This is a genomic window from Clostridium carboxidivorans P7 (genome assembly GCF_001038625.1).
GTDB classification, from domain to species: domain Bacteria; phylum Bacillota; class Clostridia; order Clostridiales; family Clostridiaceae; genus Clostridium_AM; species Clostridium_AM carboxidivorans.
In genome coordinates this window covers 796,269-814,436 of sequence record NZ_CP011803.1, presented here as the reverse complement: position 1 = coordinate 814,436, position 18,168 = coordinate 796,269, and the positions used below count along the sequence as shown (strand labels likewise).

The 18,168-nt window shown below is 28.9% G+C and carries 16 protein-coding genes; 3 read left to right on the top strand and 13 right to left on the bottom strand.

Annotated elements, in window-relative coordinates:
* Positions 1–20 precede the first annotated feature (20 nt).
* Positions 21–944, bottom strand: a complete 924-nt coding sequence (locus Ccar_RS03515) for a DNA-methyltransferase (RefSeq protein ID WP_007059471.1) — start codon at positions 942–944, stop codon at positions 21–23.
* 293 nt (positions 945–1,237) lie between these two features.
* On the opposite strand from Ccar_RS03515, the gene Ccar_RS03510 reads away from it, so the two are divergent.
* Positions 1,238–2,128, top strand: a complete 891-nt coding sequence (locus tag Ccar_RS03510; protein ID WP_007059472.1) for a ParA family protein — start codon at positions 1,238–1,240, stop codon at positions 2,126–2,128.
* 13 nt (positions 2,129–2,141) lie between these two features.
* Positions 2,142–2,648 (top strand): hypothetical protein, encoded by a 507-nt coding sequence (locus Ccar_RS27200; protein WP_007059473.1) that lies wholly within the window; start codon positions 2,142–2,144, stop codon positions 2,646–2,648.
* Positions 2,649–2,913: 265 nt separating this feature from the next.
* Here the strand turns inward: Ccar_RS27200 and Ccar_RS26635 are convergent, their stop codons facing one another.
* The 3 genes from Ccar_RS26635 to Ccar_RS03495 all read right to left on the bottom strand — a co-directional run bounded on the left by Ccar_RS26635 (position 2,914) and on the right by Ccar_RS03495 (position 9,045).
* Complete coding sequence (locus tag Ccar_RS26635; protein ID WP_242655061.1) at positions 2,914–3,045, bottom strand: DUF3791 domain-containing protein; 132 nt, start codon at positions 3,043–3,045, stop codon at positions 2,914–2,916.
* Between the two features lie 983 nt (positions 3,046–4,028).
* Complete coding sequence (locus tag Ccar_RS03500; RefSeq protein WP_007059474.1) at positions 4,029–5,705, bottom strand: AAA family ATPase; 1,677 nt, start codon at positions 5,703–5,705, stop codon at positions 4,029–4,031.
* 157 nt (positions 5,706–5,862) lie between these two features.
* Complete coding sequence (locus tag Ccar_RS03495) at positions 5,863–9,045, bottom strand: DEAD/DEAH box helicase (protein ID WP_169823839.1); 3,183 nt, start codon at positions 9,043–9,045, stop codon at positions 5,863–5,865.
* A 204-nt stretch (positions 9,046–9,249) separates the two neighbouring features.
* On the opposite strand from Ccar_RS03495, the gene Ccar_RS03490 reads away from it, so the two are divergent.
* On the top strand, positions 9,250–9,669 hold the full coding sequence (locus Ccar_RS03490; protein ID WP_007059477.1) for a hypothetical protein: 420 nt from the start codon (positions 9,250–9,252) through the stop codon (positions 9,667–9,669).
* A 476-nt stretch (positions 9,670–10,145) separates the two neighbouring features.
* Here the strand turns inward: Ccar_RS03490 and Ccar_RS03485 are convergent, their stop codons facing one another.
* The 9 genes from Ccar_RS03485 to Ccar_RS03445 all read right to left on the bottom strand — a co-directional run bounded on the left by Ccar_RS03485 (position 10,146) and on the right by Ccar_RS03445 (position 18,011).
* Entirely contained in the window at positions 10,146–10,388 is a 243-nt protein-coding gene (locus Ccar_RS03485) for a hypothetical protein (RefSeq protein WP_007059478.1), read from the bottom strand.
* A 2-nt stretch (positions 10,389–10,390) separates the two neighbouring features.
* A complete protein-coding gene (locus Ccar_RS03480) occupies positions 10,391–10,870 on the bottom strand; it encodes a DUF3990 domain-containing protein (protein WP_007059479.1) in 480 nt (159 codons plus the stop codon).
* A complete protein-coding gene (locus Ccar_RS03475) occupies positions 10,867–11,085 on the bottom strand; it encodes a DUF3791 domain-containing protein (protein ID WP_007059480.1) in 219 nt (72 codons plus the stop codon). The genes Ccar_RS03480 and Ccar_RS03475 overlap by 4 nt, the downstream gene beginning before the upstream one ends.
* Positions 11,086–11,230: 145 nt before the next feature.
* Positions 11,231–11,644, bottom strand: coding sequence for a type VII toxin-antitoxin system HepT family RNase toxin (gene hepT / locus Ccar_RS03470; RefSeq protein ID WP_007059481.1), 414 nt, complete (start codon positions 11,642–11,644; stop codon positions 11,231–11,233).
* A gap of 4 nt (positions 11,645–11,648) precedes the next feature.
* Entirely contained in the window at positions 11,649–12,074 is a 426-nt protein-coding gene (gene mntA / locus Ccar_RS03465) for a type VII toxin-antitoxin system MntA family adenylyltransferase antitoxin (protein ID WP_007059482.1), read from the bottom strand.
* 231 nt (positions 12,075–12,305) lie between these two features.
* Positions 12,306–13,751, bottom strand: a complete 1,446-nt coding sequence (locus Ccar_RS03460; RefSeq protein ID WP_048029889.1) for an alpha/beta hydrolase — start codon at positions 13,749–13,751, stop codon at positions 12,306–12,308.
* 316 nt (positions 13,752–14,067) lie between these two features.
* On the bottom strand, positions 14,068–15,954 hold the full coding sequence (locus tag Ccar_RS03455; RefSeq protein ID WP_007059484.1) for an FtsX-like permease family protein: 1,887 nt from the start codon (positions 15,952–15,954) through the stop codon (positions 14,068–14,070).
* Entirely contained in the window at positions 15,941–16,705 is a 765-nt protein-coding gene (locus Ccar_RS03450) for an ABC transporter ATP-binding protein (RefSeq protein WP_007059485.1), read from the bottom strand. Before Ccar_RS03450 ends, Ccar_RS03455 begins: the two co-directional genes overlap by 14 nt.
* Positions 16,706–16,733: 28 nt before the next feature.
* Positions 16,734–18,011 carry a S41 family peptidase gene (locus tag Ccar_RS03445; protein ID WP_007059486.1) on the bottom strand — a complete coding sequence of 426 codons (1,278 nt, stop codon included), beginning with the start codon at positions 18,009–18,011 and terminating at the stop codon, positions 16,734–16,736.
* Positions 18,012–18,168 lie beyond the last annotated feature (157 nt).

Genomic DNA, 18,168 nt, shown 5'->3' with positions numbered 1-18,168 from the left:
TTTATTGAATCTTATATTTCTCACTCCAAAACCACATCAAAATAAATCTTATCTCTCAATCTACTTTTTATCTTAACAACATTTTCCCTTAACAGTTCAATTAATATGCAGTTTCTTTTCTTATTAAGTGCAGCTTCGCCTACAGCTCCACTTCCTGCAAAGGAATCTAATACCACTTCTCCTTCATAGGTGACAAATTCTAAGATTTGCTCACACAAAGAAGTTGGCAGCTCGCTTTGATGAATCCTTTTATTTTTTGATACTGGAGGCACATCAAACATAGTAGGAAGCATACCATTGCAGCCACTCATATAACAATTTTCTCCTGTCTTCAAGGTTTTCTTTTGATCCATTCGCATTGCCCTTGCTTTTCCCTTTGAAAAAATCATTACATCCTGTGAATTTTTAGCCTTTCTTCCAGTGTTGCTTACAAAGTTGCCCTTCTTCCAGGTAACCTTAGAATAATAAATCAATCCACATTCTTTAGCATATTTTTTTATTTCATATAAATATTCAAAGTTATTTTCATTTTCACTTGGAATAATCTCAACTAAAAAACATCCTGGCTTAAGCACTCTAGCTTTTTCTTTAAAATCATCTATATTGTACCTAAAACAATCATAATCACTAAAAGATCTAGAACCTCCTTTATTTGATTTAGTATCTAGCCATGGATGATCCGTTAAAATACAATCAATAGAATTATCCTCTATTATAGATAAATCTCTTCCATCCCCTTCTATAACAACACAGGCTTCATTTCCACTAATTGTTTTATATATGCCTTTTTCTATACGTTCAAACTTTATTCCTAAATTATCATATATCCTAGCTCTTACAGTTTCTTTTGGCTTATTTACAATACTTTCATATGCATCCTTTAAAGTAAAGCAATCTTTGTTTTTAAAACATTGATGTATAAAATCAGCTAATCCATTTTTCATTTTATAACCTACCTCACCTTGTAAATTTATTCTTTTGTAAAATTAATTATATTTTCTGTTAGGTTTCTATTTACTTATAATAACCGATCAGATCTTACCATAAGTAATATTTAAAGATCAACTTTTAATTCACAATATATTTTTCACTGTAAATTCTATATATACTTTATTATCAATACTTGTAAAATTAAAACTCCATTTTAATGCTTTAACTATCCATTTTTCTCCCCAATCCTGAATGTTTCATCCTCCAAAATAATATAAATATACTGTATTAATTAAATGGAGACATTATGGGAAAAGTTATAAGTTTTATTAATTTAAAAGGCGGTGTGGGTAAAACCACAACTGCAGTTGCAATAGCTGAATTTCTTACTTATGAATTTAATCAAAAGGTATTGGTAATAGATTTAGATCCTCAAACTAATGCCACTATCTTGCTTATTGATCAAGACACTTGGAAGAAGGCAAACGAAAATAATAAAACTATCCACCAAATGTTTTTTGATGAACTAAATGGAACTAAGGCTTTTGATATTGAAGAAGCTATAATAAAAAGAACTTCAAATATTAAAGGTGGTAACAATAATCTGCATCTACTTCCATCAAGTATCAATTTGATTGATTTAAGTGACAGATTATCAGAACTTGATAAAAATCATGAGATAAATAATAATTCAATACCTATATTATCAAAGTACTTAACACAAAAATTGATAAATAGATATGATTATGTATTAATTGATTGCCCTCCAAACTTAGGTCTTATCACTTTAAACGGTATTTATGTCAGTGATCATTATGTAATTCCAGTGATTCCTGATATTTTATCTACCTATGGTATACCTCAAATGCTCAATAAAATAGAATCCTCAAAGAGGAAGCTTAAAAGGCTAAATCCTTCCTATAATCTATCAGAATTAGGACTAATCATTAATAAAATGATAAAAAAAAGCGGCATGCATAAACGTACTCTTGAGGATTTACGTTCTAGACAAGCTAAACCTAGAAAGGATTCTAGTTATGTTCCTAAACTTTTTGAATCAATAATATACCAAAGGGATGCTTCCTCAAACATAGCTGATTTTTGCCAAACAATCAACACAGTTAAAAAGAAATATGGAGACAACTTTAACGACTACAAGAATTTAACTATAGAATTTATGAGTAGAAGTAATTTGTAAAGGAAGAATTCATATGAAAATCACTAAAAAAAGTCAGATTATTAAGTTTTACAAGGATGGCCTTGATATAAATACTATAATAGAAAAAGGTTTTAATAAAAAATATGTTAAACAAGTTTTAAGAAATTTTGAAGCATCTAATAAAAAGACTAATGTAAATGATATAAAGAAGCTAGCAGAAATACTTGAAGAACTGCAAAAAAAATGTGATAAGTTGAATATCAATGTTAATATTTCAATTAGTGTAAATAGCTGTAATCCTGATTCAATTAGTAATAACATACCTTTATTAAATCCAGTAACTGCCTTTAGAGATATGGGCGAAGCTAAACTAAGAGCACAGCTAAAATTATTTAAATTGGAGCAGCTAATAAATATAGTTAAAGTATACACTCCTGATTTGAATGGAAGGATATACAGGCAAAAAGACATTAATGTAGTCATAGAATATATAGTTGAAAGAGCCTCCAAACTTTCAAAAATGGGACAGGTGTTTAGAACTACAAGTACACATGAATAGATTTCCTCTAAAATGGTATTCTGTAGATATTCCTGTCGCTGTGCAACTCATAGAAGAAAAGGCATAGCAAAATGCCATACCTTTTCTTCTGTAAAAATAACTATCTTATCTCCATAAGTATACCAGCAATTTAAACTGTTTTTTCATTTTTTGCTTTAATGAACCAAATCCTTTGGATAGCTTTTATGCTTCATAATTATAGAATAAATTAACACTTTCATCTAACCTCTTACCAGTTTCTTTTGAAAATTCAAGTATTATATCTTTATATAAAGACTGAATTAATTAATTTATATATTCCTTTTGAACTCATTTTTAATCTCTCCGCTAAACTTTCAATACAAAAGATAGTAAATTCCAATGTGTTTTCATCTGTAAAAATTATAACATATTTCATTCTATTTTATCTTTTTAAAAATCATCTTAATATTCATCATCAAAGAGATTTTACCTTGCAAAAATTGAAAACAGAGAGGTCAATTTTTGTTACTAAATTAACCAGAAAATGGTTAAATATAAAAAAGATCATATTAATAGTATATTTACCATTAATATGACCTCTTCTATTTTTAACTGGAATTCACTATAAAACTCCAGTAATTCATATAAAGAATATAACAATCTATCTTGCACAATTATAGATAGCTTATCACCTCATTATGATATTGCCACCATAATAAAGCAAATCACAACCTATAATCATGGTTCGTTCAACCAAACAGAATACTTACTCAACCCTATACAACCTTTCGGCTGTATAGGATCGAAAGGAATAAAATAAAATTTACAAAATTATGGTTAAAGCCATAATGAATTGTGTTTTATTTGATCCGTCGGCACCCTGAGTAGTCTTAACTCGACCTCATAGAATAAATTGGAATCCCATTATAATCAATTGATCGATGTCGACTATAATAAAACTTTTCTCCACCCTAGAAGATCTGCCCTCTGACTATATAACAGCCATTTTTAATGACCATCATATAATCGTTGGTCGACCTGTATATACCCCGCTTTTAAGGAGCGTATAGAAGTCTGCGTTCAACTGTTATGTCCCTTATGATATTAATATGTGCAATTTTTTTAGAAAAATACAAAGTTTAATAAGGAAAAGCGTAAATATTTTTCCTTATTATATTTCGACCAATTATAAAGTCAGTCAAAGTCTTCAAGTTATCAAGTGATTCTTAGACTCAGATGGAGTTTGCTTATGAGGAATACTTTCTCCATCTGAGTCTTAGAAGAACTTATCCAGGGGCGTGTCAGCCGTTATCTCCCACCTTAAGAGGATGGGAGTATTACGGATGGTAGCCATCGGATAAAAATTTTGTATATATAGATAAGAATCTTACAAAACCTATATTCTTTCTTTAACCTTTCCTATGACTCAGAAATCATTACTTCCTTCCCCTTAAACACAATAGCAATCTTTATTATATCTTTAACTCCACAATTTATAAGTTCCTCATCATATTTCATTTTATCTATTTGCTTTAATGCTTCTACTTTTCCCTGCTCTATTGTTTCCTTTGACAGCACATTTATTTTCTTAAATTCAATAATAATTCCTGGCTTTGAGATATCCTTTGGAATTATCATTACATCATATCTTCCAAAACCGCTTTCTTTATTTGACTTCACCTTGTGAGTGTTTGAAATAGAAACAAGCATTCCAAGTACAAATGCATGGTATACTTTCTCTGGCTCTTTTCCTGATACATCAAAATAGCTCAAATTATTTATTACAAATTCTTGAAAAGCATAGCCAAAGTTTTCTATATCACCAGTGACTAAATTACTTAACATTTCCTCATACTTTTGATTGGTCATAGCTTCCTGAAACCATTTTACTATTAAATTTTCATAAAATATATGAACCTCTTCATTTGGAATTTGGAGTTCACAATTTAATCTTCCTCTTATTAGTTCTGTCTTTACCGCCTTCAAATAACCACTCAAAAGTAAAAAGCTCCATATATTTTGGTTGGAATCTTCAACCTCTGCCATAACTATAGTATCATCAATTACTTTATTTATAGATTTTCCTTCAATAAGGTATTCCAGATCTAATTTTATTTCCTTATCCCCTTTTAATAGAAGCCTTTTTATAAGATCATTACTGCTGCTGTTAATCCAATATGGCATAAAGCCTTCTTCATTATTATCAATATAATTTAAAACAGACCATGGATTATATATTACTTTTCCGCCAAAAATATATCCATTATACCAATTTTTTATTCCTTCTGTGCTGTCTTTTAAATTATAATATTCTATAAGATCTTTCATTTCTTCTTCTGTAAATCCAAATTTGTCACTAAATTTAAAGCTCAATATAGAATATACTTTTAAATTATTTAAACCAGAAAAGATGCTTTCCTTTGCCACTCTAAGAATACCTGTTATTAATGACTTTTCAGCATATGGATTATCCTTTAAAGCTGCTGTTAGTAAATTTCTTATTAGGACTATCATTTCATTGTAGTATCCTCTAAGATATCCTTCTTGTATTGGCACATCATATTCATCTATAAAAAGCATAACCTTTCTTCCATAATGCTTGTTCATATAACCCATAAGAGAACTAATACCATTACTTAAGGAAGCTATTGAAGCTCTTCTTTCCATCATCTCCAGATATTCTTTTTTATCTGTTTCCGATAATTTATCACTTTGGAGTAAATAATCATGTTCCTTATACAAACTGGATAAAAGGAATTCAATACCATCTTTAAAATCTTCATAGGAAATATATTTTACATTTTTAAAAGTAATAAAAACAACAGGATATTCTCCCTGCAGCTTCATTATTTCCTTTTCCTTTTCTATTTTTAAGCCTTTAAATAAATCTTTAGTTTCTTCTTTAGTCCTTATATCAAAAAAGTATTTGAGCATACTTAAATTCAATGTCTTTCCAAACCTTCTAGGTCTTGGTGTCAATATTATATCTGCTCCATTTTCTATAAATTCCTTTATTAATAAACTTTTATCTACAAAATAGTTATTGCCTTCTATTAACTTTTTAAAATCTGATGTTCCAACTTGTATTTTCTTCATTAATGCACCTTCCTTCTTTATAAAGATGTTTTTATTTTTCCTTAATGATTTTCTTAATTGTATTATAGCCTATAAATTAGTTATTTAAAATTATAAAAACATATTATATCAATTCGAATATATGAATGTTGCTGGTTATAAATGCTTTCATAACTTTTTAAACTACTCCCTTATTAGCTGCTCCCATAATCCCAGCAGGCATCTCTTCCTTCAATCTCCACACAAAGCTAATAGGCATGCTTCCTCTGTGACTTACATACTCTGCCTCTCCCAGATAAATGTAAGGTGCAGCTAAACCATCCTTCTTCTTATTTTCTCTAACAAATAAAACTATTTTATTACCTGTTTTGAAATGATTAATATACCTTTGTCCTGTTTCACTTTCTAAACTGGTTCTACTTTGACTTTGCCAGTGGAACAATCTCTCATTCATAGCGTAGTCCTCATAAAGAGTGGAAGGAGAATAATCCTTTTCTGTTTTATTTAAGGTTATAAAAAAGGCATCTACTTTCATTTCTCTAAAATACTTTACTCCTTCTCTAAAGGATGGCTTTTTATTTTCATTAAAATATCCAAAGGCAGCCATAATCTGATCTATAGAATAATTGCAATGTAAATCTAATGGAACAGTGCCTCCTAAATCCACAGTTTTATCTACAAAATCAATATGCAAGTAATTATAATTAAGAATTTCTACAGCTTCTCCTATTAATTCCTTATTATTAGAACAAAGGTTATATAAAGCCTCTTCAAAGTATTCATAACCTATTTTTTCTGGAGGTTCCATATAAAAGCTGTAATATAACATTCCAAGCATATGTTTTTCTTCTTCATCTGAATTGATAGTGTCAAATTTAGATTTTAAAGTTAACACTTTTATCATAAACTCTATAAGTTTTCTTGAATTAATATGAAATAGGTTTTTCATTTTCTTTGTAAGAACTACCTCATCCTTGTTTATATAGTCATCTATTAATCCTGCTTCAACCTTCATTCTAGAAAAACTTCTGTCTCCATTTTTGCCATAAACATCAACTAAACTGTAATTATAATAATCTAAAAAGTTTTCAAGTGTTGGCTTTTTGTAAGAGTCACCTTCAAAGTATTTCAATTTACTTATAAGGCTTGCTTTTGTCAATTTAGCTCCCTTTATATTTCTTAATATATACTCTTTAGCTTGTTTTTCTAAATGTATATAGCAGCCTTTAGGTAAATTTAAAAATCCATTATTTATACTATATTCTACTGAATGCTTTGATTTACCAATGAGTGCTTTAAATTTTTGCTCAAAATCATAGTTTTTATGAGCCTGACCTACAAAGTCCAGTACTGTTAAACATTCTTTTCCTTCACATAATCTAAGACCTCTTCCAAGCTGCTGCAAAAATACTGTTAAGCTTTCTGTTGGCCTTAAAAACAGCACTGTATTTACTTCTGGTATGTCTACACCTTCATTATATAAATCTACTGTAAATATAAACTTCACTTCACCTGATATAAGTCTTCTTTTAGCATTATTTCTTTCTTCACTGCTGCTTTCTCCAAGTACTGCTATAGAAGGAATACATCTGCTGTTAAATCTATCCGCCATATATTTAGCATGTTCTACACTTACACAAAAGCCTAGTCCCACAACCTCATCAATATCCGTAACATATTTATACAAGCTGCTTATTATTCCACTTACTCTAATGTCATTACTGGTATATACATTTTCAAGCTCATTTTTATCATATCCGCCTCTAGTCCATTTAAGCTTAGATAAATCCACACTATCTGATACTGCAAAGTATTGAAATGGGCTCAAAAGTTTTTTGTCTATGGCTTCTGATAACCTCATTTCCGCTGCTATTCTATCATCAAAACGTTCCAGTACATTTTTACCATCCATTCTCTCTGGAGTAGCTGTTAATCCTAAAAGTATCTTTGGATCATAATAATCTAAAAGCTTTTTATAGGAAGGTGCTTCTGCATGATGAAACTCATCTACAATTATAAAATCATAAAAATCAGAAGTAGTCTTTTCATAAAGCCTTGAAGAATTAAAGCTTTGTATACTCATAAACAGGTGATCTAAAGACTCTGGTATATTTCCACCTACATATAAATCGCCAAAATTATTATCCTTTAATATGGCTCTGAAGGTGTCTCTACTCTGCTTTAATATTTCTTCTCTGTGAGCTATAAATAAAAGCCTATTTTTCTCTTTTCTATTTTCTTTTACAAAGTCCTTATAATCGAAGGCTGCTATAACTGTTTTTCCAACTCCTGTAGCTGCTACTATAAGGTTTTTACATCTTCCATATAGTGTTCTTTCAGCCTTAAGTTTTTCTAATATTTCCTTTTGATAATAGTAGGGATGTATATCTAAACTAAATATAGTATTATCATTACTATCAATTTTACTTTCCTTTTTTAAAGAAGTTATAAGCTTTTTCTTATCCCCTTCAACTTCTCCATTAAAACTATTAAACTCATCATCATTCCAGTAGCTTTCAAATGTTGCCTGAAACTTTTTAATAATATCAAAGGAATCTTTTTCCGTAACTTTTATATTCCACTCAAGTCCGGATGTTAGTGCCGCATTAGATAAATTTGAAGATCCTATATAAGCTGTAGTAAAGCCTGTTTCCCTTTTAAAAAGATAAGCCTTTGCATGAAGCCTTGTTCTATCAGTATCATAGGATATTTTTATTTCAGTGTTTTTAAGCTTGCTGAGTTCTTCAATAGCTTTATAATCAGTAGCTCCCATATAAGAAGTAGTAATAATCCTAAGCTTATGATCTTCCCCTTCTGTAAACTCTTTAAGCTCTTCAATTATGCATCTTAAACCGCTCCATTTAATAAAGGACACCAACATATCAATAGAATCACAGCACAATATTTCTTTTTTTATTTCACTCATCATGTCTGGCTCCTGCTTTGAACCAGTGAAAAGTGAACTTTGAGAAAGTGGAGTTACTGGTCTTACTGCCTTATTTTCCTTAACAGCTTTAATGCTATTTATTTTTGAATACAAGGCCGTAAGCATTTCCCCTTCTTCATCAATTTTTAACCCAGTAATGTTTTTCTCATGGGCTAATTTGCTTAAACTTTTTATAAGCTCATTGCAAGCCTTTATTTGTGAAATCAAAGCTTCCTTATCATTCTTTTTATTACTTTCCCTTATAAATCTTAAACACTTTTTAACTACAGAAGATATGTAACTTGTGAGTATAGTTTTAGCTTCTTCTACATCTATAGTTTCTTTTTCAAGAACATATTTATCTAAATCTAATTCTTTTATCTTATTTTTAAGATCTTCATATATTACCTGCTCATAGACCCCATCCTTTATCATGGTTGACACTCCCCTGCTACTTTCCAATTTACATTCATATGTGCATATTATAACTTATTCTTACCTTTTTATCAAAAATAAGGTATATACTAATACCTACCTCTAAATAGGTTTAAAATTTTGTATGATAAGTAGTTTTATGATATAATTACCTATTGTCGTTAAACAATGACTAAATAAAAAATGTAAAGTGAGATTATTAAAATGAGAAATGAAAGATTAGAAAGAACAATAATCAAAATAGATAATGAAATTGCTGCTATGAACATAGCTAAAAAGTACTTATCAAATGTAGAAGAAATAAATGAAGTAAAAGAGACTTTAAATAACAAAAGACAATTATTAGCCAATGAAATATATGCCGAGGATCATAGTTCTTATTCAGAATGCCGAGAAGTCATAGAAGGAATGTTAGATAAAGAATTAGAAAAAGAAGACCAAGTTGAATTGCTTGAAACCATAAAAGACAAATTTGGAAGAAAATCGCCAAATGTAAGTAAAGTAAGTAATGGACTTAATGCTTGGTTGAAAGAACTTAATATTGAATATAGTTGGATTAATAATGAAGAAACTGGTTGGGATAAATTGATTATAACTGGATTTGGATTATATAAGCAGAAATAAACAGAGTTCTTGGTTTCAGGTGGAGTTTTTTTCTCCATCTGAAACTTAGAAATCGTTATCCAGGGGCGTAGCAGCCGTAATCCCCCCACTTTATAAGAAAAGCAGATATCCCAAATCTTTGATTTGGTGATAGTCGCTTTCGCTGTGTGCGATGGGGTATTACAGCTGGTAGCCATCGGATAAACTTAGCAAACTGGGTTGCAACTGCTACTTTGTCTCGGAAATCATTACTTCCTTACCCTTAAACACAATAGCAATCTTTATTACATCTTTAACCCCACAATTTATAAGCTCCTCACTATAAATATAAATTACATTATCAACTATAAGAATTGCTATTCTTTAAACTTTTTAATTCAAGTATAACATTCTTCCCAAGTTGCCTTGTATTTTTGTGTTTTTCAAGATTAATAAACATTAATTTGTTATACTATATCAAATAATCTAATCTTATAAATACTTTTTCATTTTTTGCTTTAATGAACCAAATCCTTTGGATAGCTTTTATGCTTCATAATTCCATACTCAAGCATTAATTCTTGCGCTAAATATTTAGCTCCTCTACAGTGTAAATCTGCTATGCCTTCACTAATTAATTCATATGTTTCAGAATTATAGAATAAATTAACACTTTCATCCAACCTCTTACCAGTTTCTTTTGAAAATTCAAGTATTATATCTTTATATAAAGACTGCATTAATATTTTATTTGCTTTCATAGTTACACTTCCCTATATTCTTTATATTTTAAATACTTATCAATAATTTCTTGATTAATAATACAAATTTGATGATTAGGTTTATAGTACTGTAATCTTTTAAGAGCTTCATCTTTTCCAATCAAGTCGTCCTTGTAAAGCTCTATAGTATTATATACTCTATCATCTGCTATTCCACCTATAATCATGTCATAGTTTAAATAAATATTGCTTCCTTCTCTGCATTCTAATATAAAATCTAACCACTCTATATCATAACTTAAAAATTCTTTTACTTTATAATTTTCCTTAATATCTTCTAGTAGCAACATATAGATATTTAAATAGCCTTTTTTTCCTCTTCTTTTAAACTTACTTGTCCAATTAACTGCTTGCTCTTCAATTCCCGTTACATAAAAACCTTTTCCAAAATCTAAAGCATCCCTTGAGAAAGATATATGAGGATTATCAACTAAACAATAGGAACCATGATATACTATCATTTTAATGCCCCTCTCTCCTTTAATACTTCTATTAAATCCTCTACTATATAGTTTTTACTTTGTGAATGCAGCGCTTCATAGCAAGGAATTATATAGCTGTTAAGAATATCTGTATCTGAATTAATTAATTTATATATTTCTTTTGAACTCATTTTTAATCTCTCCGCTAAACTTTCAATACAAAAGATAGTAAATTCCAATGTCTTTTCATCCATAAAAATCACCTCATCACCAGTAACTAAATTATTTAGCATTTCTTCATATTTTTGATTAGTCATAGCTTCCTGAAACCATTTTACTATTAAATTTTCATAAAATTCTTCATTAATGCACCTTCCTTCTTTATAAGGATGTTTTATTTTATATATATTCTACTATTATTTTCACAAAAGCTTCTATATCCTTTAAGTTATTATTTATTGTATCGTAAACCAATCCTCTATCAAGTTTCATGTAGTCATAAACTAAAATATTTCTGAATCCAGCCATATTGCATAAATTGTTTTTTAATTTCTCATTTATTATTTTATTTTCATACAAAACTAAAAATATATCCTTATCATTTTCTGGTTTTCTATATCTCATATCTGATATAACATGATTTCCTATATCCAAAACACATTCTATACTTAAATGAAGAAATCTTTCTGATGAGCCATATATAAGTGGATCATCAATATATTTTTTCTTATCATATTTTTTTACGGATTTCAATATATTTATATATTCATTTAATTTATCTATTCTTGAAATTACAATTTCTCTTTTTACCATAAGCTTACCCTCCAAAGACCTCTCCTTGCTTAATTTTTTCAATTACCGCATTATCATATATATCAGAATAATATTTAAAACCAAAATATTCTCTTAATGATAAGGATTCAAAATTTGTCCTTTCATCATCATCTTTAATTACTATCCCATCATGAATTATTTCATATTTCATCAATAATGAAGCATTATTTAATGAAACTACATCTATATCTTTCTTAAAAAATGCCTTTCCTTCTTCTATTATATCTCCTCTTATAAAAGCCTCTTCCACAGCCTCATAGCTTTTTTCAAAATATATGGCTATATCTACATCACTATTTTCTGAAGCTTCCCCTGTTGCTTGTGAACCAAAAATATATGCAAATTTTATACTATATTTATCTTTCATATTTGATATAAAAATCTTAGCCTTATTTATAATATCATTCATATTCAATCACCACCAAATTTACTTCTTTAAAATTCTAAAGTTAATACTTAAAATACTCCCCTACATATAAAAATTGTATAGCAATTTTACATAAATTACTATACAATTTTTACTATTTACAATTTAAATATATTTATTCACTGCGTCTAGCATATGGACATGATAATGTGTTAAATTGCCATCATATCAACTTTTCTATTATTTACTACTTTCCCATTCTCGTAAATAATCCTAATATCCCTTATTTTTAAGCTCTGATACGATTTTCACATATTTTTCTATTACATCGAATCCCTTATAATCATCTCTTCTTAAATCTATAATGTCTCCATGAGAGATTCCACGCCTTCCTTTATTTCTAAATATTCCTTTAAATTCTCCCCATTTTGCAGAATCAATTGCTACTAGACCATCATTTTCACCTTCTGTAAGCTTTACAAAAATATAAGGTATTGCTACTACATAATCGCTGAAGATATTCTTCACTACTGATGTATAACTTTGATAATATACTTGCTCTACATCCTTTACTTCTTCATTAAATTTTTTGCTATGATAGGTTGAGAACTGTCTGCTTGCAGTGTAAAAATCAGGATTCTTATCACCTAAAAGCTTGTAGTGTTTATCAAAAAACCTAGCAACAGCTTTGTAGATTTTATCAGGAATTTTACAGGCAATATCAACAAACTTACAGCCTCTATGTGGTGATGATATCATAGTTAGAGATGCTACATAGTCCCCCATCTCTAATTTACTAATCATATAACGTGCATCCAATCCGCCTTTTGAATGTGCAATAATATTCACCTTTTCACAGCCTGTTTCTTTCAATATATCAAGTATTTTATTTTTAATGTCCTTTGCATTGTACTCAACTGTTCCCCAAGCTTCTTGATTCCCATAATAAACTTTTGCTCCATTTCGAATTAATTCTTTAGGTATCCTTCCCCAGTAATTAATGTATTTTAAATCTCTGAACCCAACACCATGAACTAATACTAGAGGATATTTTGTTTTACAAACTGCTGAATCAACCCGTGCTTCATGATTAATTACTTTATAGCACTCATGATCATATTCCATTTCTGCAATATGACAAGCATATAACATTATAAAAATATTTATAATAGGAATGAAACTCCAAAATCCTACTATAAGTCTTTTCACAATATTTAATCTCCTTGAAGTACACAAAATTCGGAGCATTCCATTTACAAGTAAAGTAATAATAATTAATACAACAATAATACTATCTATGATTACAATTTTTTTAGGAATTCCAAAGTTTTGTATTGCAGCATGTGATGTTAAATATATTACCGTTTGAATAAGAGCTGTATATAAGCCATATAGAACAATACGTCTTCCACCTAACATCACCCTTAACCTTAAATTTACAATTTGCTTTTTTGTATGTGGAGCTATGTTTACTTTCATCCAAAGATAAGAGATGAAAACAATCATCGCCGTTAAAATAATCCATTTACATATAAAATTATCTTGTCCAAATTTAGTATGCTCACTAAAAAAATGCCCTAATAAAACAATATGAGGAGCAAAAATAAAAAATATATACATAAAGCTTTTATTTAATACATTTAATTTTTTAGTAATATCTAAACCTATGATACAAATTACTATTAGCGTTAATACAAAAGTTATTATAGAAGTTATCATAATTATCCCTCTCCTTAGCTGTCATTCTTAATCACTACCAAATTTGCTTCTTCAAAATTCCTAAATTAATACCTGAAATGATACTCTACATATAAAAATTGTATAGCAATTTTACATAAATCACTATGCAATTTTTACCATTTGCAATTTAAATATATTTATTCACCATACCTAGGATATGAATATAGATAACAAATCAGGTGATGCGCTAAATCGCCACCACCTGATTTGTTATTTTATTCTGAATTTCCAATAGTCAACTGACTTAATCCCAACACCCTAATTGTTCAATGCTTCATTTATTAAAAGCATCCTCTTAAATAACTTTTCTAAACTTACCTAAAGTAAAGATATAAAACATTCCATAAATTACAATGAAAGTTGCAATACTTATAGCTGTAGGCAATACTAAGTTACATTCCATTAATTTGCTTAATATCGCTATACCAAATGAACTGTGAATTACACCTACAAGCAAAGGCAAAATGAAATATACTGCAGTTTGTTTTGAAATGGTTCTTTTCAGTTCTTTTTCGGTCATTCCAATTTTTAATAAAATTTTATATTTTTCTTTGTCCATATAAGCTTCACTTAAAATTTTAAAATGAATAATGCTTCCTGTAGCTACTACAAAAACTAGTGCTAAAAAACATCCCATAAAGAAAATAACTCCATAAGGTTCATAACCAGATCTATATTTTTGAGCATAGGAATATAAGTTATTGTCTAAAACTCTTATAGTTCCTAACTTTGCAGACAAATCTAATGTGTTTTTCTGATCATTTACTATAATGCCGTAAAATTTGCTTTCCTTAAAATTACTCTTTATACTTTCATAATCTTTATCATTTACCACTAAACAAGGATCATTTTTTATTCCACCAAATAAAGGTGTTTTTAAATCCATTTTTACATTATATTTTAAATTGCTAATTTCAATGTTTTGTAGTTTATTTGCTTGTACAAGAGTTTTAGGTCTTTGTACATAAATTACCTCACCACTTCCAAGTTCTGATTTTTTTAAAAGTTCTTCTGCATCTTTAACCTTTAAGTCTTTTGTTATCTTTTTAAAGTCAGAAGCCTTAACTACCATAAATTCATCTCCTGAGAAATTCTCATCAGTTTTGAATTTATTTACAAAAATAAAATTCACTTTTTCTTTTAATAAAATATTGTGATTTGATGATGTAATGGTCTTATTAACTTTAGGTTCAATTTCATCTCCTGTGTTGCCATCTAATACATAAGTAAAAGAATAAGGAAGGTCTAATTCTATTTTTGTGTTATATTTAATTGAAGTTGCTGTTCCTAAAGCTGTAATTGCTGATGCAATCAAAATAGCAATAGTTGCAAGGGTTTTGTAATTTCCTTTAATTCTAAAAACAATATTGGATATGCTTACAATGTTTGTACCATTATATAAAATTTGTTTTTTATCTAAAAGATATCTCATTATCATTGAAAAGAAAGAACCAAAGAGCCAGTAAGTTGCAAAAATAACCATTATAGTTATAATAGGAACGCTGCCAATTACCGCTAATTTGGGCAACCCTATGCACATACCATATGCTATTAAAATTATTATAATTGAAGCTGCTGCTTTAAATTTACTTAACTTAGGAAGTCCTTCCTGCTGTTTTGAAGCATTAAATAAATCTATTAATTTACTTCTTACTATATTAAAATAACCTAAAACTGAAATTATAAAAAATATGATTAAAAATGTAATAATTGTTTCAATCAATGCATGCACTGATATAAAAAAGTTTATTTTTACATCTAAAAAGGCAACTTTACATAAAAGCATTATAAATAGTTTTGAAAATAATACTCCAACGAAACTGCCAATAACTATAGCTAGAACTCCTTGTAGAAATCCTTCTAAGGCATAAATTAATCCTATTTTATAATTGTCAATGCCCATAAAAGCATAAATTCCTATTTCCTTTTTCTTTTGCTTTAGGAAAAAGGAATTTGAATACCAAATGAAAAATATTAAAAATACAAGAAGTAACACTGCTGTTGAAGTTGATGCTGAGCTAACAATATTCATAATTTGATTAAGCTGAACAATTTGTGGATTATCATTTAAAGCTATAAAATTATAATAAACTGCCACAGAAAAAATCATTGCCATAAGGTTTAAAGCATAAGTTTTTATATTATGTTTAAAATTATTGTAAGCTATACTAAAGGAGTTCATTAACTGCACCCCCCAAAGCGGCTAGCATTTCAATTATCCTTTGGAAAAATTCCTTTCTGGATTCATTTTTATCAATTCTGGCATGAATTTTTCCGTCTTTTATAAATAATATTCTCTTGCAGTAACTTGCTGCAAAAGCATCATGAGTTACCATTATTACTGTTTTATTGAACTTTTCATTCATACTACTCAAGCACTGAAGTAGTTCTGCAGAGGATTTGGAGTCCAAAGCTCCTGTAGGCTCGTCTGCAAATATTACAGAAGGCTCTGTTATCAAAGCTCTTGCTGCTGCTGTTCTCTGCTTTTGTCCTCCTGAAAGCTCATATGGATAATTTTTTAAATGTTTATCAATTCCAAAAAACTCACTTAATTGTTTAACCTTATTTTGTATTTCTTTATGATTCACCTTGGATAATGCTAAAGGCAGTGCTATATTGTCTTCTACAGTCATAGTATCCAGCAAATTAAAATCTTGAAAAATAAAACCTATCTTATCCCTTCTAAATAACGATAACTCTTTATTTTTTAATTGGGTTATATCCTTACCATTAAATATAATATTTCCTGTGGTTGGCATATCTATAGTTGAAAGTAAATTTAACAAAGTAGTTTTACCTGCTCCAGAAGGACCCATAATCCCTAAGAATTCACCCTCCTCTACCTTAAGATTAATACCATGAAGTGCTGTAAAAGCCACTGCTTTTGAACCATATATTTTCCCTAAATCCTTAGTTTCTATTACTGTACTCATTCTATCTACTCCTTTTAATCAAAGTTAGTTATTTTTTAACTGCAAAATTTGAATTTCTAATTATATAATCCATTACAGGATCAACATTATTTACATAATCCTTTATTGATGGTGTTATTTCTTTATCTGGAACAAATTCAGAATCGTCTTTATCATAATTATTAAAATGCTTTGTTGAATACTTGATAGTTAATCCCGAATTTGGAAGCTTAAATTTTTTAACTTCACCATAATGATTAGGTTTTCCTGATGTAGGCTCACCAACAAAAATTGCTTTAGTGTTTTTCTTTAAATCTATAACATTTAATACTGCAGATGAAAAAGTCTTTCTACCTGTAATAACATAAAGCTTTCCGTTTTGATTTAACTTGCTCTTTGATATTTCTTTAATGAAATCATTGAGTATTGTTGAAATTCCTCCTCCATTATTCCTCAAGTCTATAACAAGCTTTTGCACATCTTCTTTATTAATTACATCCATAAGTTCTTTAGAAAATTGTTTAAAACTTTTTTCCTGCATTTCGGAACATTTATTATAACTAAAATAAACTGTTTTACTGTCTTTTAAATATTCATACCAATAAGCTTTATCTTGATTTTTCATATACAAAGGAGTCTTCTCTCCTTCTTTTCCTTTATCAATTACAGCACTAAATACTGTACTAAAACTTAATGGTTTTAAATTGATATCTGATGCTTTCCCACTGCTGTCTTCAAAGGTAAATTTACAACTATCCATATTTTCTATGATATTAAGTCCGTGAAGTACTGATGGCATTGCAATATAATAACCTATCTGACTTTTTATACCCTGTTCGTTATCATGAGAAATTATTTGTGAAACACTTTTAATTACCTCTTCTATTGGTTTATCATTAATTTTTACCAGCTTCTTGTACTTGATTTGGCTGTACTCCTCTGTTGTATTGATAACATAAATGCCATCATTAAACCAATACAAATCTAATGGGAACATTTTTTCTGAACTTATGTTAGTGCCTGTATGACCATCACCAATAGAAGTCATTATTTTGTTTATACCCATTTGAATTTGATCATCATTCATTTTATTTAAAGACTGCTTTAACCCTTCAATTTCACTGTTAAACTGCTCCTTACTCAATTTAAAGAATAAGTTCTTATGTTTTTTAGGAAGTTCTTCCTTAAGATAATCCAAATCCTTCTGCCAGGCTTCTACCCTATTTCCACTTTTACAAACATACTTGCTGCTGTTATCACACCCTGAAAAAGCAAACATTATACCTATCATTAATACAGCTGCTATTTTTCTTTTTATTTTAAGCATAAGCTTATTTTCCTCCTTGCAATATACTTTAAGGGGCCTCCTTAATCCTATGTATTAATTTTAATCTTTTTATTCTTTCTTCTCCATCACATTACATGACATTTTAAAGTGTTATGTGACATTTTCGTAACCTTAAGTATTTTTTTGAAGATGCCTT

What these genes read in the sequence shown, in the direction of transcription:
- Ccar_RS03460 (WP_048029889.1), bottom strand. Translation starts at nt 13,751, where the DNA reads ATGATAACTTCTATAATAACTTTTGTATTAACGCTAATAGTAATTTGT.
- Ccar_RS03510 (WP_007059472.1), top strand. Translation starts at nt 1,238, where the DNA reads ATGGGAAAAGTTATAAGTTTTATTAATTTAAAAGGCGGTGTGGGTAAA.
- Ccar_RS03450 (WP_007059485.1), bottom strand. Translation starts at nt 16,705, where the DNA reads ATGAGTACAGTAATAGAAACTAAGGATTTAGGGAAAATATATGGTTCA.
- Ccar_RS03480 (WP_007059479.1), bottom strand. Translation starts at nt 10,870, where the DNA reads ATGATAGTATATCATGGTTCCTATTGTTTAGTTGATAATCCTCATATA.
- Ccar_RS03495 (WP_169823839.1), bottom strand. Translation starts at nt 9,045, where the DNA reads ATGATAAAGGATGGGGTCTATGAGCAGGTAATATATGAAGATCTTAAA.
- Ccar_RS03485 (WP_007059478.1), bottom strand. Translation starts at nt 10,388, where the DNA reads ATGAAAGCAAATAAAATATTAATGCAGTCTTTATATAAAGATATAATA.
- hepT (WP_007059481.1), bottom strand. Translation starts at nt 11,644, where the DNA reads ATGGTAAAAAGAGAAATTGTAATTTCAAGAATAGATAAATTAAATGAA.
- Ccar_RS26635 (WP_242655061.1), bottom strand. Translation starts at nt 3,045, where the DNA reads ATGAAATATGTTATAATTTTTACAGATGAAAACACATTGGAATTTACT.
- Ccar_RS27200 (WP_007059473.1), top strand. Translation starts at nt 2,142, where the DNA reads ATGAAAATCACTAAAAAAAGTCAGATTATTAAGTTTTACAAGGATGGC.
- Ccar_RS03445 (WP_007059486.1), bottom strand. Translation starts at nt 18,011, where the DNA reads ATGCTTAAAATAAAAAGAAAAATAGCAGCTGTATTAATGATAGGTATA.
- Ccar_RS03515 (WP_007059471.1), bottom strand. Translation starts at nt 944, where the DNA reads ATGAAAAATGGATTAGCTGATTTTATACATCAATGTTTTAAAAACAAA.
- Ccar_RS03455 (WP_007059484.1), bottom strand. Translation starts at nt 15,954, where the DNA reads ATGAACTCCTTTAGTATAGCTTACAATAATTTTAAACATAATATAAAA.
- mntA (WP_007059482.1), bottom strand. Translation starts at nt 12,074, where the DNA reads ATGAATGATATTATAAATAAGGCTAAGATTTTTATATCAAATATGAAA.
- Ccar_RS03490 (WP_007059477.1), top strand. Translation starts at nt 9,250, where the DNA reads ATGAGAAATGAAAGATTAGAAAGAACAATAATCAAAATAGATAATGAA.
- Ccar_RS03500 (WP_007059474.1), bottom strand. Translation starts at nt 5,705, where the DNA reads ATGAAGAAAATACAAGTTGGAACATCAGATTTTAAAAAGTTAATAGAA.
- Ccar_RS03475 (WP_007059480.1), bottom strand. Translation starts at nt 11,085, where the DNA reads ATGGATGAAAAGACATTGGAATTTACTATCTTTTGTATTGAAAGTTTA.